This is a genomic window from Hamadaea sp. NPDC051192 (assembly GCF_040682475.1).
Classification (GTDB): Bacteria; Actinomycetota; Actinomycetes; order Mycobacteriales; family Micromonosporaceae; genus Hamadaea; species Hamadaea flava.
This window is the reverse complement of the sequence record NZ_JBFBAZ010000026.1, coordinates 42,283-57,502: the sequence shown is the minus strand read 5'-3', so window position 1 is coordinate 57,502 and position 15,220 is coordinate 42,283. Positions and strand designations below refer to the sequence as shown.

17 protein-coding genes are annotated in these 15,220 nt (G+C 70.6%); 7 read left to right on the top strand and 10 right to left on the bottom strand.

The window, feature by feature from the left end:
* Positions 1–41: 41 nt before the first annotated feature.
* The 3 genes from AB0M47_RS14115 to AB0M47_RS14105 form a co-directional block, all read right to left on the bottom strand.
* A complete protein-coding gene (locus AB0M47_RS14115; protein WP_363412778.1) occupies positions 42–1,031 on the bottom strand; it encodes an ADP-ribosylglycohydrolase family protein in 990 nt (329 codons plus the stop codon).
* 60 nt (positions 1,032–1,091) lie between these two features.
* A complete protein-coding gene (locus AB0M47_RS14110; protein WP_363412776.1) occupies positions 1,092–3,674 on the bottom strand; it encodes a discoidin domain-containing protein in 2,583 nt (860 codons plus the stop codon).
* Between the two features lie 208 nt (positions 3,675–3,882).
* On the bottom strand, positions 3,883–4,794 hold the full coding sequence (locus AB0M47_RS14105; protein WP_253760974.1) for a LysR family transcriptional regulator: 912 nt from the start codon (positions 4,792–4,794) through the stop codon (positions 3,883–3,885).
* A 74-nt stretch (positions 4,795–4,868) separates the two neighbouring features.
* On the opposite strand from AB0M47_RS14105, the gene AB0M47_RS14100 reads away from it, so the two are divergent.
* Both AB0M47_RS14100 and AB0M47_RS14095 read left to right on the top strand, forming a co-directional pair.
* The gene (locus AB0M47_RS14100) at positions 4,869–5,885 is read left to right on the top strand and encodes a DMT family transporter (RefSeq protein WP_363412774.1); all 1,017 of its coding nucleotides are present in this window, start codon (positions 4,869–4,871) and stop codon (positions 5,883–5,885) included.
* A 17-nt stretch (positions 5,886–5,902) separates the two neighbouring features.
* Positions 5,903–6,397 carry a tyrosine protein phosphatase gene (locus tag AB0M47_RS14095; RefSeq protein ID WP_363412772.1) on the top strand — a complete coding sequence of 165 codons (495 nt, stop codon included), beginning with the start codon at positions 5,903–5,905 and terminating at the stop codon, positions 6,395–6,397.
* A 72-nt stretch (positions 6,398–6,469) separates the two neighbouring features.
* On the opposite strand, the gene AB0M47_RS14090 is transcribed toward AB0M47_RS14095, so the two are convergent.
* From AB0M47_RS14090 to AB0M47_RS14075, 4 genes are read right to left on the bottom strand one after another with little or no spacing between them, the layout of a single operon-like run.
* Positions 6,470–7,048, bottom strand: a complete 579-nt coding sequence (locus AB0M47_RS14090; protein ID WP_253760971.1) for an ATP/GTP-binding protein — start codon at positions 7,046–7,048, stop codon at positions 6,470–6,472.
* Positions 7,029–7,418, bottom strand: coding sequence for a DUF742 domain-containing protein (locus AB0M47_RS14085; protein WP_363412770.1), 390 nt, complete (start codon positions 7,416–7,418; stop codon positions 7,029–7,031). The genes AB0M47_RS14090 and AB0M47_RS14085 overlap by 20 nt, the downstream gene beginning before the upstream one ends.
* Positions 7,415–7,822 (bottom strand): roadblock/LC7 domain-containing protein, encoded by a 408-nt coding sequence (locus AB0M47_RS14080; RefSeq protein ID WP_363412768.1) that lies wholly within the window; start codon positions 7,820–7,822, stop codon positions 7,415–7,417. Before AB0M47_RS14080 ends, AB0M47_RS14085 begins: the two co-directional genes overlap by 4 nt.
* Entirely contained in the window at positions 7,800–9,998 is a 2,199-nt protein-coding gene (locus AB0M47_RS14075; protein WP_363412766.1) for a nitrate- and nitrite sensing domain-containing protein, read from the bottom strand. Before AB0M47_RS14075 ends, AB0M47_RS14080 begins: the two co-directional genes overlap by 23 nt.
* A 284-nt stretch (positions 9,999–10,282) precedes the next feature.
* On the opposite strand from AB0M47_RS14075, the gene AB0M47_RS14070 reads away from it, so the two are divergent.
* The 3 genes from AB0M47_RS14070 to AB0M47_RS14060 are packed head-to-tail and all read left to right on the top strand — an operon-like array spanning position 10,283 to position 11,693.
* Complete coding sequence (locus AB0M47_RS14070; RefSeq protein ID WP_363412764.1) at positions 10,283–10,558, top strand: hypothetical protein; 276 nt, start codon at positions 10,283–10,285, stop codon at positions 10,556–10,558.
* A 39-nt stretch (positions 10,559–10,597) separates the two neighbouring features.
* The gene (locus AB0M47_RS14065) at positions 10,598–11,047 is read left to right on the top strand and encodes a ribosomal protein L7/L12 (RefSeq protein ID WP_363412762.1); all 450 of its coding nucleotides are present in this window, start codon (positions 10,598–10,600) and stop codon (positions 11,045–11,047) included.
* A gap of 10 nt (positions 11,048–11,057) precedes the next feature.
* Positions 11,058–11,693, top strand: coding sequence for an HAD family phosphatase (locus tag AB0M47_RS14060; RefSeq protein WP_363412760.1), 636 nt, complete (start codon positions 11,058–11,060; stop codon positions 11,691–11,693).
* Here AB0M47_RS14060 and AB0M47_RS14055 read toward each other — a convergent pair.
* From AB0M47_RS14055 to AB0M47_RS14045, 3 genes are read right to left on the bottom strand one after another with little or no spacing between them, the layout of a single operon-like run.
* The gene (locus tag AB0M47_RS14055) at positions 11,690–12,700 is read right to left on the bottom strand and encodes a hypothetical protein (RefSeq protein WP_363412758.1); all 1,011 of its coding nucleotides are present in this window, start codon (positions 12,698–12,700) and stop codon (positions 11,690–11,692) included. The two genes, AB0M47_RS14060 and AB0M47_RS14055, sit on opposite strands and share 4 nt — an antisense overlap.
* Entirely contained in the window at positions 12,612–13,898 is a 1,287-nt protein-coding gene (locus AB0M47_RS14050) for a low temperature requirement protein A (protein WP_363412756.1), read from the bottom strand. Before AB0M47_RS14050 ends, AB0M47_RS14055 begins: the two co-directional genes overlap by 89 nt.
* Positions 13,899–13,921: 23 nt before the next feature.
* A complete protein-coding gene (locus tag AB0M47_RS14045; protein ID WP_363412754.1) occupies positions 13,922–14,320 on the bottom strand; it encodes a hypothetical protein in 399 nt (132 codons plus the stop codon).
* Between the two features lie 66 nt (positions 14,321–14,386).
* Here AB0M47_RS14045 and AB0M47_RS14040 point away from each other — a divergent pair, with 66 nt between their 5' ends.
* On the top strand, positions 14,387–14,575 hold the full coding sequence (locus AB0M47_RS14040; protein WP_253760962.1) for a hypothetical protein: 189 nt from the start codon (positions 14,387–14,389) through the stop codon (positions 14,573–14,575).
* Positions 14,576–14,616: 41 nt separating this feature from the next.
* The gene (locus tag AB0M47_RS14035; protein WP_363412752.1) at positions 14,617–15,135 is read left to right on the top strand and encodes a methylated-DNA--[protein]-cysteine S-methyltransferase; all 519 of its coding nucleotides are present in this window, start codon (positions 14,617–14,619) and stop codon (positions 15,133–15,135) included.
* The last annotated feature ends 85 nt before the right edge of the window (positions 15,136–15,220 follow it).

The window sequence follows — 15,220 nt, the reverse complement described above, 5'->3', positions numbered from 1 at the left end:
GAACGAGCACCGGCGCGTACGACGCCGGGCGGTGGGGACTTTCAGTCCCAGGCTCGGCCGATGCGGTCGAGTTCGGCGGCGTACTCGATGCGGCTCACCCAATCGGAGGGCCAGGCGGCCAGTCCGTACGCGGCTCCGGCGAATGCGCCGGCCAGGCTGGCGATCGAGTCGGAGTCCCCGGCGGTCACCGCACCCCGCCGCAGCGCCGCGACCGGGTCGTCGGCGTACAGGAGGAAGCAGAGCAGGCCGGTCGCCAGCGCCTCCTCGGCGATCCAGCCCTCACCGGTGGCCAGACACGGATCGGCGTCGCGATCCGGCACGACGAGCGCCGCTTCAAGCCGGTCCAGAATGGCAGCGCACTCGTCCCAGCCGCGGGCGATGAACTCCTCCGGCGTCGTCTCGCCCGGGCGTTGCCACAGCTCGCCGAGCCAGTCGACGTGGTAGACGCTGCGCTGGTCGGCGCACCGCTGCCGCAGTGCGGCCGACAGGCTGACCGGTGCGAGCCCGTCGCGCAGCCAGTGCACCGCGAACGCCGTCAGGTCGCTGGCCGCGAGCGCCGTCGGATGGCCATGCGTCAGGGCCGCCTGCAACTGCGCCATGCCCGCCCGGTCCGCGTCGGGCACATGCGGCACCAGGCCCACCGGGGCGACTCGCATGTTGGCGCCGCACCCCTTGGACCCGGCCTCGGTCGCCGCGATCCACGGCTGCCCTTCGGCCAGCCGGCCGATCGCCCGCATGCAGGTCATGCCGGGGGCGCGGTTGTTCTCCGGACTCACCGCCCAGTCCATGAACTTCTTGCGCCACAACGGTTCCAGGGTCGCCGCATCCAGGGCCGCCGCCGCCAGGAGCGCGTCGGCCACCGCGAGGGTCATCTGCGTATCGTCCGTCACCAGGGCCGGATCGCCGGCCGGCTCGGCCGGACCGCCTGGACCGAAACGGGCAGTGATCTCCGCGTACCGCAGGAACTCCGTGGGCTTGCCCAGCGCGTCGCCGAGGGCAAGCCCGAACATCGCGCCGCTCGCTTTTCGCATTTTCAGGAGGGTACGCCGCGCGGACTGGGCGGGTCCGCGCGGCGCGTGGGAGCGGCGCCGTCAGGGGAAGCTGACGATGTTCACCGGAACGGTGGCCGTGCCCTGGGCGGGTCCGCCCGTGGAGTTGATGACGTGCGCGATCGTGCCGTTACCGCCGAGTGAGACGGTGAGCAGGTCGTGGAACTTCACGTTGGCGGTGACCGGCACCTCGAAGCCGTGCTCGGCGACGATCGTCGGGTCCACGTTGAAGTAGCAGTAGCTGCCCAGTCCCCAGCCCTCGTGCGAGGTGACGCTGTCGGCCACCTTGTACGCCGCGTAACCGCCCGCTCGCCAAGCGGCCTGGTTCGGCGGGTCGTACGGCATCTCGTTCTGGAAGAAGATCGTCTTGCCGCCGTTGCCGTTCCAGATCACCTCGTACTTCTGGTAATGCTCGACGAACAGGCCGAGGGCGGTGACGTTGTTGCCGTTGACGATGAGGCCCGTGTCGGCGGTGTTCACCGTCCAGCCGACGCCCGTGCCGTGGTCGGCGCGCCAGGCCCAGATGTGGTCGATCAGGGTGTTGTTGCTGTTGACGATGAGGCTGGTGGTGGCCTTCCCCGCGCCGGCGCCGCCGATCCGGAAGAAGACGTCGTTGATCGAGATCGGGTTGGCGGTGTGCGATGCGCTCGACCCCGTCGGTCCGATCTGGAGGAGGACGGGCGAGTTGACCGCGCCCGCGTCGAAGAGCAGGCCGGCGATCTTCACGCCGTCCACGTCGGCCACGGTCATCGGGGTCACGCCGTTGTCGGGGATCAGGGTGGCGTACCCGAGACCGAGGACGACCGTGTCGGCCCGCGTCACGTTGATGGTCTGGTTGAGGTGGTAGACACCGGGCGTGAAGAGCAGGTTGAGGCCCTGCGCCAGCGCCAGGTTGAGGGTGGCCGCCGAGTCGGTGGGCTGGGCAACGTAGAACTGGGTCAGCGGGATCGAGGTGCCCGGCGTCGAGCCGTTCGCCCAGGTGGTGCCGGACGCGTTGGTCCGCAGCGACGGCACGAACACCCGGTACGCCCCACTCGCGTCGAGGTAGAGGTACGGCTTCTCCCGGCTTACCGAAGTCGTCGCGAGGGTCGTGTAGGGCGGGTTCGGGAAGGCCTGCGCGGGCGCGCCCTGCACTCCGGAGAACACCATGTTCCAGACGCCGTTGCCCCAGCTGCCGATCTGGCTGTCCCGGGTGTACCACTGCTGCTGCGAGTACGGGCCGACCTGGCCGCTGACCCGGGAGTCGGCGATGTAGCCGCCGCTGGCCCAGCCGTAGCCGTTGGGCGCCAGGTTCAGGTCGCCGTGCACGTCGATCCGCCGGAACGGGGCGGCCTGCGACACGGCCCACCGGGTGAACCCGGCCGACGGGTAGATCGAGAAGTTCTCGGCCGACCGCCAGAAGTTCTGCGTGGCGTTGCCGCCGAACCAGCCCGCGTCGACGGTGACGTCACCGTTGATGCGGACGTCGCCCGGGTTCTGCCCGAGCCCGGCGATCGAGGTGTAGAAGCCGATCTGGGCGTTGAATCCGCTGTACGTGCCCGGCTTGAACAGCAGGGCGTACCGCTGGGAGCCGAACTGGTTGGACTCCATCTGGGCGAAGACGGTGTCGACCTGGCTCTGGATCGTCGCACCCGACATGCTCGGGTCGAAGACCTTCACATTCGGGCCGAGCGAACCGCCGCCGGGCAGCTGCGGGCCGGTCGGCGTCGGAGTCGGGCTGGTGGGGGTCGGGCTCGTGGTCGTGCCGGTACGGATGACGAACTCCCAGAGTGAGTACCCGTAGCCGGTGGCCCGGGCGGTGCCGTAGAGGCGTACGTAGCGGCCGGTGCCGTTGACGGCCAGCGTCTGCGTCCCGCCGGTTCCGGTCGTGGTGCTGTAGACGCTCGTCCAGGTGGTGGCGTCGGTCGACACCTGAAGCTGGAACGCGGTCGCGTACGCCGCCTCCCACTGCAGGACCGCCTGGCAGATCGTCTGCACGCTGCCGAGGTCGACCTGGATCCACTGCGGATCGCTGAACGCGCTCGACCACCGGGTTCCGGTGTTCCCGTCGACCGCGGCGGAAGCTGCCGTGCCGGCGTTCTCGGCGGACGAGGCGGTGGCGGGCCGGTTGAGCGCGGCGTTGGCCGTGCCGCAGCTCGTTGCGCCGGTCGAGCCGTAGACCTGGAACTCCCACAGCGAATACCCGTACGCGGTCGCCCGCGCCGTGCCGTACATCCGCACGTAGCGGCCGGTGCCGCTGACGGCCAGCGTCTGGGTGCCACCCGTGCCGCTGGAGGTGCTGTAGACGGTGGTCCAGGTGGTGGCGTCGGCCGACACCTGAAGCTGGAACGCGGTCGCGTACGCCGCCTCCCACTGCAGGACGACCTGGCTGACCGTGGCGGTGGCGCCCAGGTCGACCTGGATCCACTGCGGATCGCTGAAGGCGCTCGACCATCGGGTTCCGGCGTTCCCGTCGACGGCGTTGGCCGCGGGAGTGCCGGCGTTCTCGGCGGACGAGGCGGTGACGGGCTTGCCTTGGGAGAGCAGCGGGTCGGCCGCCTTGGCCGAACCGGTGAGCACGACGGCGAAGCAGGTCGCGAGCAGAGCTGCCGCGGCCGCCACCGCTGTGGCGTGCAGACGTCTCATGACATCTCCAGGGGACGGAGTCGGAACGGGGTAGGAGAGCGCTCTCTGGAGAGAGGTTTCATCCCGACTACCGTCGATGTCAAGACCTTGTTTCCGGCCCTTTTCCTAGCGCTATCCCCTGGCCAGCAATTTTGCTGCCCCCGACAACGAATTCCCGATGTGCCAACGTTGGCTCCTTCGAGAAAGCGCTCCCCCGTTTGCTGCGGGGTTAAAGGGCGGCGGCGAGTGCCCGCATCCGGGCGGCGGCCAGCTCGATGACGACCCGGCTGGCCGCCGACAGCTGCGCGTCCGGCCGGTGCACGATGGCGAAGGTCTCGTAGAGCCGGGGTCGCAGCGGGGTCCAGCCGAGCCCGGGCGGCAGCCGGTCGGCGAGCCGATGCAGGACGCCCCGCCAGATCACGGTGTCGGCCAGTCCGGTCGCGGCGACCTCCAGCGCGGTCTCGATGTCCTCGACCTCGACCCGGGGGCGCAGCGAATGCCCGGCCGACTGGACGCTGTGGGCCAGCGCCCGGCGCGTCGAGTCGGCCTCCCGCCAGCTGACGTCGGGCAGGACGAGCGGCGCAGCCGCGAGGCCGGCCGGAGTCACCGGGCGTACCAGGCGTTCCGGGTGCGCGCTGAGGTAGACGAGTTCGTCGCGCATCACGGGGTTGACGGCCAGCCCTTCCTCCTCGACCGGCAGGGCGATCAGCCCGGCTTCCAGGGCTCCCTTGCGCAACAGGTCCCGCAGCTCCGCCGAGTTCTGGCCGACCAGCTCCAGGCGTACGCCCGGATGCCGGCGCAAGACGTCGCCGACCAACTCCGCACCGAGGTAGAACCGGGAGGTCTTGAATATTCCGAATCGGACGGTGCCGGTGAGCACCTGGCGTACGTCGGCGACCGCCCGGCCCGCCTCCTCGACCGCGGCCAGCGCCGCCGCCGCGTGCGGCACGAGCGCCCGCGCCTCCTCGGTCGGCACGAGACCCCGCCCGACTCGGCGGAACAACGGCGCGTCCAGGTGCTGCTCCAGCAGCCGGACCTGCTCCGAGACGGACGGCTGGGCGTACCCGAGCGCGCCGGCGGCGGCGGTGAACGAGCCGTGCTCGACCGCGGCGAGGAAGCACCGGAGCTGGTGCAGCGTCATCAAGGCGTTTCCTTCGGGTTCCGGAGGAAAAACAGGCTACCTCGATAGCTCGAAGCGGCCTACCGTCTCCAGTCATGACCGCGAACGTGGCCGCCACCGAGGTGCCGGCTGAGTCGTCTACGCCGGCTCACCGTCCTCACGCGCGGCTCGAGCGGGAGCCGGCCGATGTGCGCCCCTCGACTCCTCGCCATCGGCCGGCACCCGGTCTGGGCGCCCTGCTGTGCCTGGTCTCGGCGGCCGGATTCGGGCTGTCCGCGGTCTTCGCCAAGCAGTCCTACGCCGCCGGGATCAGCGTTCCGGCGATGCTCGCGGGGCGCTTCGCCGTCGCCGCCGTCATCCTGTGGGTCATCGTGGCGTTCCGGCGGCCCGCCTTCCCGGCCCGCCGCACGCTCCTCATGTGCGTCGGCCTCGGCGGCATCGGGTACGCCTCCCAGGCGGTGCTCTACTTCAGCTCGCTCGCCTGGATCGACGCGTCGCTGACCGGTCTGCTGCTGTACCTGTACCCGGCGCTGGTGACCGGATTGGCCGTGCTGCTGCGCCGGGAGCGCCCGGATCGCCGGCGGTACGCCGCCCTCCTGTGCTCGGCCGTCGGCCTGGTGCTGATCCTCGGTTCGGGTGGCGCGATCGGTTCGGCCGCCGGCATCGGGGTCGCGCTGGCGCTGGGCTCCGCCGCGGCGTACGCCTTGTATCTGACCGTGGCCGCCGGTGTCCCCGCGGACCTGGACGTCTTCCTGCTCTCCGCGATCGTCTGCACCTCGGCCTGGGTGACGATGACCGCGACCGGGTACGCGACCGGCTCGATGACCGGGCCGCGCGAAGCGACGGGCTGGGGCTGGGTCGTGCTGCTGGCGATCTTCTCCACAGTGGTCCCGATCGCGACGCTGCTGGCCGGCATCCGGCTCGTCGGCGCGCCCACGGCGTCGATCCTGTCGTGTGCCGAACCCGCCGTCACGGTCGCCACCACGGCCGTCGTCTACGGCGAGCGGCTGACTCCCGGGCAGCTCGTGGGCGGGGTGGTCATCCTCGCCGCGGTGCTGGTCCTCCAGGTCCGATTCCGGTGGGGCGGATCCCGCACTCGCCACGCCGGCTGAGGCCATAGGATGCGCGCATGGCCGGACCGTTTCTGGTGGACTGGCCGGTCTCGGGGCGGCTGGCGGTGATGTCCCGTCCGACCGGCGGCGACGCCCTCGTGCGCGCGCTGCACGGGCTGCGCCGCAAGGGAGTGGACGCGCTGGTCTGCGCGCTCACCGAGGGCGAGCGCGACCTGCTGGGGCTGGCCGCCGAGCCGGAGATCGCCCGCGACGCCGGGCTGGCGTACATCGACTTCCCGATCGCCGACTTCTCCGTGCCGGATCTCGACGATCTCGCCGAACTGGCCGCGAAACTGGCGGTGCGACTGCGCTCCGGGGACTTCATCGTGGCGCACTGCCGGGGCGGGATCGGCCGCTCCGGCATCGTCGCGGCCGCCGCGCTCATCGCCTTGGGCGCCGCCGCCGAGCAGGCGATGGAACTGGTGTCGGAGGCGCGCGGCGTACCGGCGCCGGAGACCGAGGAGCAGCGGGCCCTGTTGCGCCGCCTCGCCGAGCGCCCGGCCCGCTTCTAGCCCCGGATCAGGGTTCCCGGTCGAATCTTGCGGCAAGATTCGACCGGCATCCGTGATCCAGCGGCCAACGGATCAGGCCGCCACCGCCCGCAGGGTCAGCAGGTGTTCCAGGAGCGTGACGAGGACTTCCTTCACCGAGTCGCGTTTTCGCGCGTCGCAGTGCCGCACCGGTACGCCGGGATCGAGGTTGAGCGCCGCCTTGACCTCGTCGGTGGCGTACACCCGGGTGCCGTCGAAGCAGTTGACCGCCACGATGAACGGCACGCCCATGCGCTCGAAGTAGTCGATGGAGGTGAACGAGTCCTCCAGCCGGCGGGTGTCGGCGACGACCACCGCGCCGATCGCGCCTTCGACGAGTTCGTCCCAGATGAACAGGAAGCGGTCCTGGCCGGGGGTGCCGAACAGGTAGAGCATCATGTCCTGGCTGATCCGGATACGGCCGAAGTCCAGCGCCACCGTCGTGGTGGTCTTCGCCTCGACGCCCGAGACGTCGTCCACCCCGAGGCTGGCGTCGGTGAGCAGCTCCTCGGTGAAGAACGGCTGGATCTCGCTGACCGAGCCGACCATCGTGGTCTTGCCGACGCCGAACCCGCCCGCGACGACGATCTTGTACGCCGTCGGCAGCACGAGGTCAGAGTGCTCGTAATCCATGAAGGACCGCCTTGTAGGTCTCGACGCTGGGCGTGGCGGCCGGGCCGGGATGGCTCCGCCGGATCAGATCTCGGGCCGCGAGTTGGGCCAGGAGCGCCCGCACCACGCCGACCGGCAGGCTCATCCGGGCCGACAGGTCTACAACAGACAGTGGTTCCTGACAGAGTTGCAGAATACGCGCCGAGGCCGTGCCGAGGGCGGCGTCGCCGGACGACGGGGCCCGGCTGGCGAGCACCACGGCGATGAGGTCGAACTCCTCAGCCGCCTCCGCGGTGATGCCCGCGGCGAGGGCGTACGGGCGGACGACCGGGCCGGCGTCGTCGTCCAGCCAGGCCTGCTCCTCCGGCTGCGCCGGGTCCGGGCCGGTCACTCGACCGCGGCCGGGGTGCGGGCGGGCGCGGTCAGGTAGTCGCCGACCCGCGTCACGAGCATCGCCATCTCGTACGCCGTGAGGCCCATGTCGGCGGAGTCGTCGGTGATGACCGCCAGGCAGGCCCCGGTGCCGCCGGAGCTGACGAAGAGGAAGCCGGCGGCCATCTCCATCACCGCCTGCCGGACCACGCCCTTGCCGAACCGGCGGCTCGCACCTCGGGCCAGCCCGAACATGCTCGCCGAGACGGCCGCGAGATGCTCGGCGTCCTCCCGGGCCGTGCCGGCGGCGGCCGCCATCACCAGTCCGTCGGCGGACAGCACCACGGCCAGCTCAGCGCCGGGCAGCCGACTGACCAGGTCGTCGACCAGCCAGCCGAGTTCAGCGGTCGGTCGCTGCGTCATTGTTCTCCCCTTCCGCGGGTGTTTCGACGGCTTCCGCCCGGCCGCGTTGCGTACCGCGTTGGAAGGCACTCATCAGGTCCCGGATGTCGCGCGCCTGCGCCGGCGCGGACGGGTTCGGTTTGGGCCGCACGGGCAGCCCCGACGGCGTACGCGCGGTGACCACCCGGACCGGGGGCTCGGCGCGCACCGCGAGCGCGACCGGCGCGGCCGCCGCCCGGGGGCGCATCTCGGGCACCGAGGGCAGCGCGACGGCGGCTTCCAGGAGGGTCAGCTCGGACGCGGGCGGGCGGCCGGAGACGAGCTTCTCGGGGATCAGCACGATCGCCGTGACCCCGCCGTACGGCGAGCGCCGCAGTTGCACCTCGATCTCGTGGCGCTGCGCCAGCCGGCCGACGACGAACAGGCCGAGCCGCGCGGTGCTCGTCAGCTTGAACTCCGGCGGGTCGCGAAGCAGCTCGTTGGACTCGTCCAAGACGGCCTCACTCATCCCGAGGCCTCGGTCCTCGACCTCCAGGACGTGGCCCGTGCCGACTCGCGCGCCCTTGACATGCACCGTGGTGTCCGGCGGGGAGAACGACAACGCGTTCTCGACCAGCTCGGCCAGCAGGTGGATGACGTCGCCGACGGCGCGGCCGGCCAACTCGGCGGCGTCGCCGGGCTGGATGACGACCCGGTGGTAGCCCTCGACCTCGGCGCAGGCGGCGCGGAGGATGTCGGCGACCGGCACCGGCCGCCGCCAGCCTCGCCCGGCCGTGGCGCCCGACAACACCAGTAGGTTCTCGGCGTTGCGGCGCATTCGGGTGGCCAGATGGTCGACGCGGAACAGCTCTTCGAGATCGGTCGGGTCGGTGACGCGGCACTCCATGTCGTCCAGCAACCGCAACTGGCTGTGGATGAGCGCCTGGTTCCGGCGGGCCAGGCTCACGAAGACGTCGCGTACGCCCCGGCGCAGTTCCGCCTGATCGACGGCGACCCGGACGGCGGTCTCCTGCGCCTTGGTGAACGCGTGCCCCACCTGTCCGATCTCGTCGGAGCCGAAGGCCAGCGGAGGCGCTTCGGCCTCGATGTCGACTTCTTCGCCGGCGGCCAGTCGTTCCACCACTCGCGGCAGGCGTACCGTCGCCAGGTCGTCGGCGGCGTCACGCAGCAGCCGGAGTTGGTGCACGATCGCCCGCGCCGTGGTGATGGACAGGATGATCGAGGCGACGACCGCGATGAGCCCGAGCCCGGCGGCGAGGATCAGCCGGACGACGATCATCACGCCGGGCCCGGTGGCCTGGTCGATCGTGGCGTCGGCGAGGTCGATGTCGAGCTGGGCGAGGGAGGCCAGTGCGGGGTCGAGCGCGGCCCGCCAGGCGGCCGCGGTGACGGGCGCGGCACCGGGTCCTTGTAGGACGATCTGGTCTTCCAGGGCCTGGAATCGGCCCAGCTCCTGGCCTTCGAGCACCGGCTGGTAGATCGCCGTGTCATCGGGGAGCCCGGCGACGCCGACCGAGCGGGTGTACCGCTGGGCGCCGACGATCCGGCCGAACTCGGCCGCCTCGGCCGGGCTGAACCGACCGGCCGCGATGACGCCGGAGATGAGGGCGTCCTCCTGCGACAGCAGCTCGCGACCGCGCGACAAGGTCAGCAGATGCCCCAGTCGGCTGTTGATGTCCCGGTCGGAGAAGACGGAGATCGTCTCGAAGATCTCATACCCCTTGCCCACCACGCCGGTGTAGAAGGCGGTCACCGCCGACCGCTCCACCCGACCTGCGTCCATATCGGACCGCTCAGCCGGCAGCGCGTTGAGCCGGGCGTCGAGTTCACTGAGCCGGGCGGCGGTGGTGTCCGACTGGGCCCAGCGGGCGGCCGTTCCGCGTACGGAGTTCCGGAACACGGACACCGCCTCGTCGGTGTGCTGCCGCGCGGTGTCGAGGGCGCTCCGGGCCGTCGCGCTCGCCGCCGTGTCGCCCTTCTCCTCCAGCGCCAGGTAGACCGCCGACCGGCGGCGTTCCTCCTGAACCGATTGAACCAGCGCGTTCGTCGGGCGGCCGACCTCGGAGTCCAGCGTACGGATCCAGAGGAGGGTCAACCCGTCCCGGACCGTCACGAACGCCGCGAAGGCCCAGAGGGCCGCGAGCGACGCCAGCAGAAAGGCGATCTTCGCCCGCAGGCGCGAAGTGCGAGAGCTCATCCGTCGTGTTCCCACCATCGTCAGGGGTACGGGAGCCGCCACTAGATGTGACGGCCCGACGGAATGTCACTAGACATCGAGATGCGGTTCGCGCATCGCACCCCGTGTGCGACATGTTGGGCGGCTGATCCGCCAAGAGCCACTCCGGTGGTCCCCCGATGTACGGAGGACGGTACCTAGCCGACCGGATGTTCAGACTTCCGTACTAAGCCTGAGGTCAGGATCGTCCCCTGGGGCCTACCTTGAGATCACGCGCGCGGAGCGAAGACGAGGAAGGAGCCACGATGTCCCAGTTCGCCGACGCAATCGCCCGCCTGACCATCGACAAGGACTTCGCCCGAGCCACCCGTCTCCAACCGGAGCGGATCGCGACGCTCTACGGGCTGACCGCCGCCGAGGCCGACCAGCTTCGCCAGCTCGCCGACGCCGCGAACGCCGACCGTGCTGCCGCACTCCGCGCCCTGCTGGCCGCCGAGCCCGACGACGAGCCCACGCTCGCCGACGCCCCGGCGATCGGCGTACCGGCCGGCATGCCGACCCTCCTGACTACGAAGTTCTGACTAGCTCGCCGCCGGCTGCGGCCGAGTAGGGTCAGCCACGTGGATCTCAACCCGCCGGCGATCGCCCTCCTCATCGGAGTGGCGATCGTCGCGTTCATCCTCGGCCGGACGACCAAGTCCCGCCGCCCCGACGACCTGGTGTCCGCACAGATGGCGGCCCGCGTACCGGGCACGCCCCGCCCGTCGGCGGACGGCGACGAGGTCGCCGCCCTGCTCGCCGAGGGCAAGAAGATCCAGGCGATCAAGCTCTACCGCGAACTCACCGGCGTCGGTCTCAAGGAGGCCAAGGACGCCGTCGAGGCCATGGCAGTGGGCCGCGCACCCGTCGTCGCCCAGTCACCGCCCGCGGGCCGGCCGCCGATTGACGACGTGGCTGCGGAGGCGGCCCAGCTGAAGGCCCGTGGCCTGGTCATTCCCGCGATCAAACTGGTACGCGAGAAGACCGGACTGGGCCTGAAGGAAGCCAAGGACTTCGTGGATCGACTGTAGGGACGGGGAAATGGCGATTCGTGCTGTCGTGTTCGACATCGGTGGCATCCTCGAGCTGAGTGCGCCGGAGGGGTTCGACCCGGTGGACCAGAAGTGGGCCGCACGCTGGGGACTCGAACCGGACGAGATGAACGGCCGCCTGGGAGACATCTGGGCGCGCGGCGCGATCGGGCTGATCACCGAAGCCGAGGTCGTGGCAGGGATCGCGGAGGGTGCCGGGACGTCCGTCGCCGAGGCCGAGGGATTCATGGCAGACATCTGGACGGTCTACCTCGGTACGCCGAACGTCGAGCTGACGGCTTACTTCGAAGGCCTGCACCAGCGGTATCTGACCGGCCTCATCAGCAACAGCTTCGTCGGCGCCCGCGAACGGGAGGCGGCGTCGTACCGCTATCCCGAGATGACCGACGACATCGTCTACTCACACGAGTGCGGGATCGCCAAACCCGATCCGCGCATCTATCAGCTGGCCTGCGACCGGCTGGGCGTACGCCCTGACGAGGTCGTCTACCTCGACGATGTGGAGCGGTGCGTGGCCGGAGCCGCCGCGATCGGGATGCACGCGGTGCACTACTCGGCCACCGCGACGGCGATGGCCGAGATCGACACGCTGCTGGCCGCGTACCCCGGGGGCGAACGCGCCTAGGACCAGGCGAGGGCGAACCGCGCCGAGCTGCCGGCGGCGTACCCGGCGACCGCTCGCGTGAGCCGGCCGGCCGACTGGTTCGAGCCCGTCTTCGTCGCCGCCTCCGCGGCGGTCAGCCCGAACCGCGCCTCATAGGCGCCGGTGCCCGGCTCGAAGATGACCGAGATCCGGACGCTTCCGGCGTACTGGGTCGCGCTCAGGTAGCTCACCCGCATGCCCTTGGCCATCGCGGCATCCCACTGGGTCTGGTACTCGGCCAGGGTCAACCACGACTTGGCCAGCCACGAGCCGACGTTCTCCTTGACGTACAACGCCGTCCATTGCGGAGTGTTGTTCGGCGCCACCACGGAGACGGCCACCGGGTGGTAACCCTCCTTGGTCAGCGCGTCGATCTTGGTCTGGTGCGCGCTCTGCGAATAGCCGTGGTACGCCACCCACGCCGGACCGGACGCCTTGCGCCACATCGCGGCGTACCGGAGTTGACCGGCGACGAGGTAGCTGCTGACGTCGGCCAGCCGATAGCCCTGCGTCTTGAACTGGTCGAACGCGGTCTGGTACGCGGCCGCCGTCAGGTTGCTCCGGGACTGCCAGGCGACTCCGTCGCTCGGCCGGAACAGGGCGTTGACGAAGGTCTGCGAGCCGACCTCGTAGCCGTCGAAATGCACCAGCCGGTACTTCGCGGCGACGATCCGGTCGAACTCGGCCTGCCACTTCGCCACCGGTACGCCCAGCCGCACGAGCTGCGGCTGCCCCGCCGGGATCGGCGCCGTCGTCGCCCCGCTGACGACCGCGCCGGTGGTCGGCGGGACGGCGGACGCGCTCGCGGCCGGGGTGGACAGCGCGCCGGCCGAGCTGGACGGCTGGACGTCGGAGACTCCCGCGCCGCTGCCGACCAGGCCGGGCTGGCCGCCGGTGAACTCAGGATCCTTCGTTGATCCGCAGCCGGCCGTCAGAACCGACGTCGTCACCATCAACGCCGCCATCGCCATCGGCATCCATCGCCGCATCCGAGCCTCCCCAGGTCGCCGGGACATCTGCCCCAGTGATGATCTTAGGGTGACCCAGTCGATGGATCACGATCGCCTCCGCGACGAGCAACGCCGTCCAGGCCACGGCCGAGGCGGTGACGGTGAGCACCGGCGACTCCGTGAACAGGCCGAAGCCCAGCGCCGTCGCGGCGACCAGCGTCTTGAGGCCGAGCAGGACACCGTGGATCCGGCGGCCGACGCCCAGGTCGAGGCCGACGCCCGTGGAGATCAGGATGAATCCGGCGATGATGACGACCTGGGCCACGGCGAACAACGGCAGGGTGCCGTGGTGATGGTGCGCCGCCATCTCGGCCGCGAGCTCCACGCCGATCCCGGTCGCCGCGATCGCCACGTAGATGAGCAGATGGCCGTACCCGTAGAGGAAGGATTGCACCTGCGCGTTGCGGCCGTTGGCCAGCGCCCGGTCGATGGCCGCCTCGTCGAACCCTCCGAAGTAGACCCACCAGATGCCGCAGGCGATGACGAAGCCGCTCACGGCGACGGCCACCGCGCCGGGACTCCAGGCGCCCTCGGTGATCCCGGCGACCGTGCTCCACACCGCCTCACCCAGGACGACCAGGGTGAACAAGCCGAACCGCTCCGGCATGTGGGAGACCTGGACGGGCGGGTTCTTCATCCGGGCGTACGCCAGCGGGCCGGAGACGGTCGAGTTGACCACCAGCGCCACCACCCATAGGGCGTACCGCGCCGGTCCGCTGACGAGCAGCGAGGCGCCCCAGAGGACGGCGCCCGAGGCGGAGCCCACGACATACCAGCGGCACAGCTCGGCAGCTCGCGGAATCGACCGCCCCATGATCGCGTACAAGCCGGTCAGGAAGAGCAGGAGCAGCGCGAAGATGGCGGCGAACCGCGCGGAGTCGAACCCGGGCTGGATCGTGACCGCGAGCACCGCGGCGCCGAGCGCGGCGATCAGCTGGGCCACGCGCTGACCCGGGCCGTCGTCGTCGAAGAGGTCGGCGAAGTAGGAGAAGCTGATCCACAGCCACCAGACGGCGACGAAAAGCCCCACGTACGCGACCACGCCGCCGAGCGAGTGATCGTGATGCAGCAGCTGGCCCAACCGGGCGACGGCGACCACGAACACGAGGTCGCAGAAGAGTTCGAGCCAGGTGGCTCGCCGCAACGGCTCCCAGTCGTGAATACCCCGGTTGCTCATGCGGCGAGCCTAGGGCTCCGACGCTATGCGCCGACAGCCGCCTTCACCTTGGCGATCATGGCCGTCTCGGTGTCCTGCACGCCGCCCTTGGCCTCCGCGACCTGGTCGCACGCGGCGATCACGACATCCTTGTACGCCTGCACGTCCTGCGGCGACTTGGCCTGCAGGATCTGCACCGCCTGCTGCAGCTGGCCCAGGACGGTCGACTCGACCTCGGCCGCACCGCCCTTCGGCATCGAGGGCAGTCCCCCGCCCTTGAACAGATCCCGCAGCTCGGCCGGAGCCGCCGCCATCGCCTTCGCCCCGGCCATGCTCTCGGAGAACATCGCGAAGAAACCCGGATCGGCCTGGGAGACGAGCATCATCGCGCCGAACCCGGCGTCCCGCAGCGTCTTCCGTTCGTCGTCGGTGTAGTCGGTCATGCCCTGATCCTCCCCGAGATTCCGTCTTCCCGGCGGGTCTTTGCCACGCATGCGAGCATGAAGGGCATGGAGAGCTCCGAACCGTGGTTCTACTGCCTGAAACACCGGCGGCCCGAGCACGGCCGGCAGGAGGCGGAGCAGTACCTGCTCGGCCCGTTCCCGGACGAGGCGACGGCAGCGCGCGCCCTGGACGTCATCCGCGAGCGCGAGGCTCGCAAGGAAGCCGAGGACCGGGCCTGGTCCGGCGACGACTGACCGCATGTGGTTCTGTCGGTGGGGCGCGCTAGCTTCGGGGGATGGAGTTCGCCTGGCTCACCGTTCCGACACCGTTGGTCCCCCTGACCGTGGCGGTCACCGGCGACGGCTTGGCCTGCGTCTCCTTCGACGGGAGCGGGGCCACTGCCCGCTCGCTGGCCCGCCACGGCGGCGTACGCCCCGCCTCGCCGCATGATCCCTTCGTCGCCGAGGCGGCGCTGCAGATCTCCGAATGGGCACACGGGGAACGGCAGTCGTTCGACCTCACCGTCGACTGGTCGCTGACCTCCGGGCCGCAGGAACGCGTACTGCGGACGCTGTATGAGACCGTGCCGTTCGGCACCACCATCACCTACGGCGAACTCGCCGACCGCTCCGGGCTGCCGGACGGAAGTGCCCGCCTCGTCGGGCAGATCATGGGCAGCAACCCCATCCCCGTCGTCGTGCCGTGCCACCGGGTGCTGGCGTCCGACGGGCTCGGCGGGTACGGGCCGGGGATCGAGCTGAAGCGGCGGATCTTGGTGCTGGAGGGGATTCTGCAGCCCTCCCTCTTCGACTGACCCCGCGTTCGCTTTCACACTGGCTGCGGCTTTGCGGTGCGCGCTGTTTAATTCGCACCGAAGATGAGAGCTGGCGACGATTCGC

Bases quoted from the DNA above. Each gene is read 5' to 3' on its own strand.
- AB0M47_RS14035 (WP_363412752.1), top strand. From the start codon at position 14,617: ATGGAGTTCGCCTGGCTCACCGTTCCGACACCGTTGGTCCCCCTGACC.
- AB0M47_RS14080 (WP_363412768.1), bottom strand. From the start codon at position 7,822: ATGACGCAGCGACCGACCGCTGAACTCGGCTGGCTGGTCGACGACCTG.
- AB0M47_RS14060 (WP_363412760.1), top strand. From the start codon at position 11,058: ATGGCGATTCGTGCTGTCGTGTTCGACATCGGTGGCATCCTCGAGCTG.
- AB0M47_RS14115 (WP_363412778.1), bottom strand. From the start codon at position 1,031: ATGCGAAAAGCGAGCGGCGCGATGTTCGGGCTTGCCCTCGGCGACGCG.
- AB0M47_RS14095 (WP_363412772.1), top strand. From the start codon at position 5,903: ATGGCCGGACCGTTTCTGGTGGACTGGCCGGTCTCGGGGCGGCTGGCG.
- AB0M47_RS14050 (WP_363412756.1), bottom strand. From the start codon at position 13,898: ATGAGCAACCGGGGTATTCACGACTGGGAGCCGTTGCGGCGAGCCACC.
- AB0M47_RS14075 (WP_363412766.1), bottom strand. From the start codon at position 9,998: ATGAGCTCTCGCACTTCGCGCCTGCGGGCGAAGATCGCCTTTCTGCTG.
- AB0M47_RS14045 (WP_363412754.1), bottom strand. From the start codon at position 14,320: ATGACCGACTACACCGACGACGAACGGAAGACGCTGCGGGACGCCGGG.
- AB0M47_RS14100 (WP_363412774.1), top strand. From the start codon at position 4,869: ATGACCGCGAACGTGGCCGCCACCGAGGTGCCGGCTGAGTCGTCTACG.
- AB0M47_RS14040 (WP_253760962.1), top strand. From the start codon at position 14,387: ATGGAGAGCTCCGAACCGTGGTTCTACTGCCTGAAACACCGGCGGCCC.
- AB0M47_RS14090 (WP_253760971.1), bottom strand. From the start codon at position 7,048: ATGGATTACGAGCACTCTGACCTCGTGCTGCCGACGGCGTACAAGATC.
- AB0M47_RS14055 (WP_363412758.1), bottom strand. From the start codon at position 12,700: ATGCGGCGATGGATGCCGATGGCGATGGCGGCGTTGATGGTGACGACG.
- AB0M47_RS14110 (WP_363412776.1), bottom strand. From the start codon at position 3,674: ATGAGACGTCTGCACGCCACAGCGGTGGCGGCCGCGGCAGCTCTGCTC.
- AB0M47_RS14070 (WP_363412764.1), top strand. From the start codon at position 10,283: ATGTCCCAGTTCGCCGACGCAATCGCCCGCCTGACCATCGACAAGGAC.
- AB0M47_RS14105 (WP_253760974.1), bottom strand. From the start codon at position 4,794: ATGACGCTGCACCAGCTCCGGTGCTTCCTCGCCGCGGTCGAGCACGGC.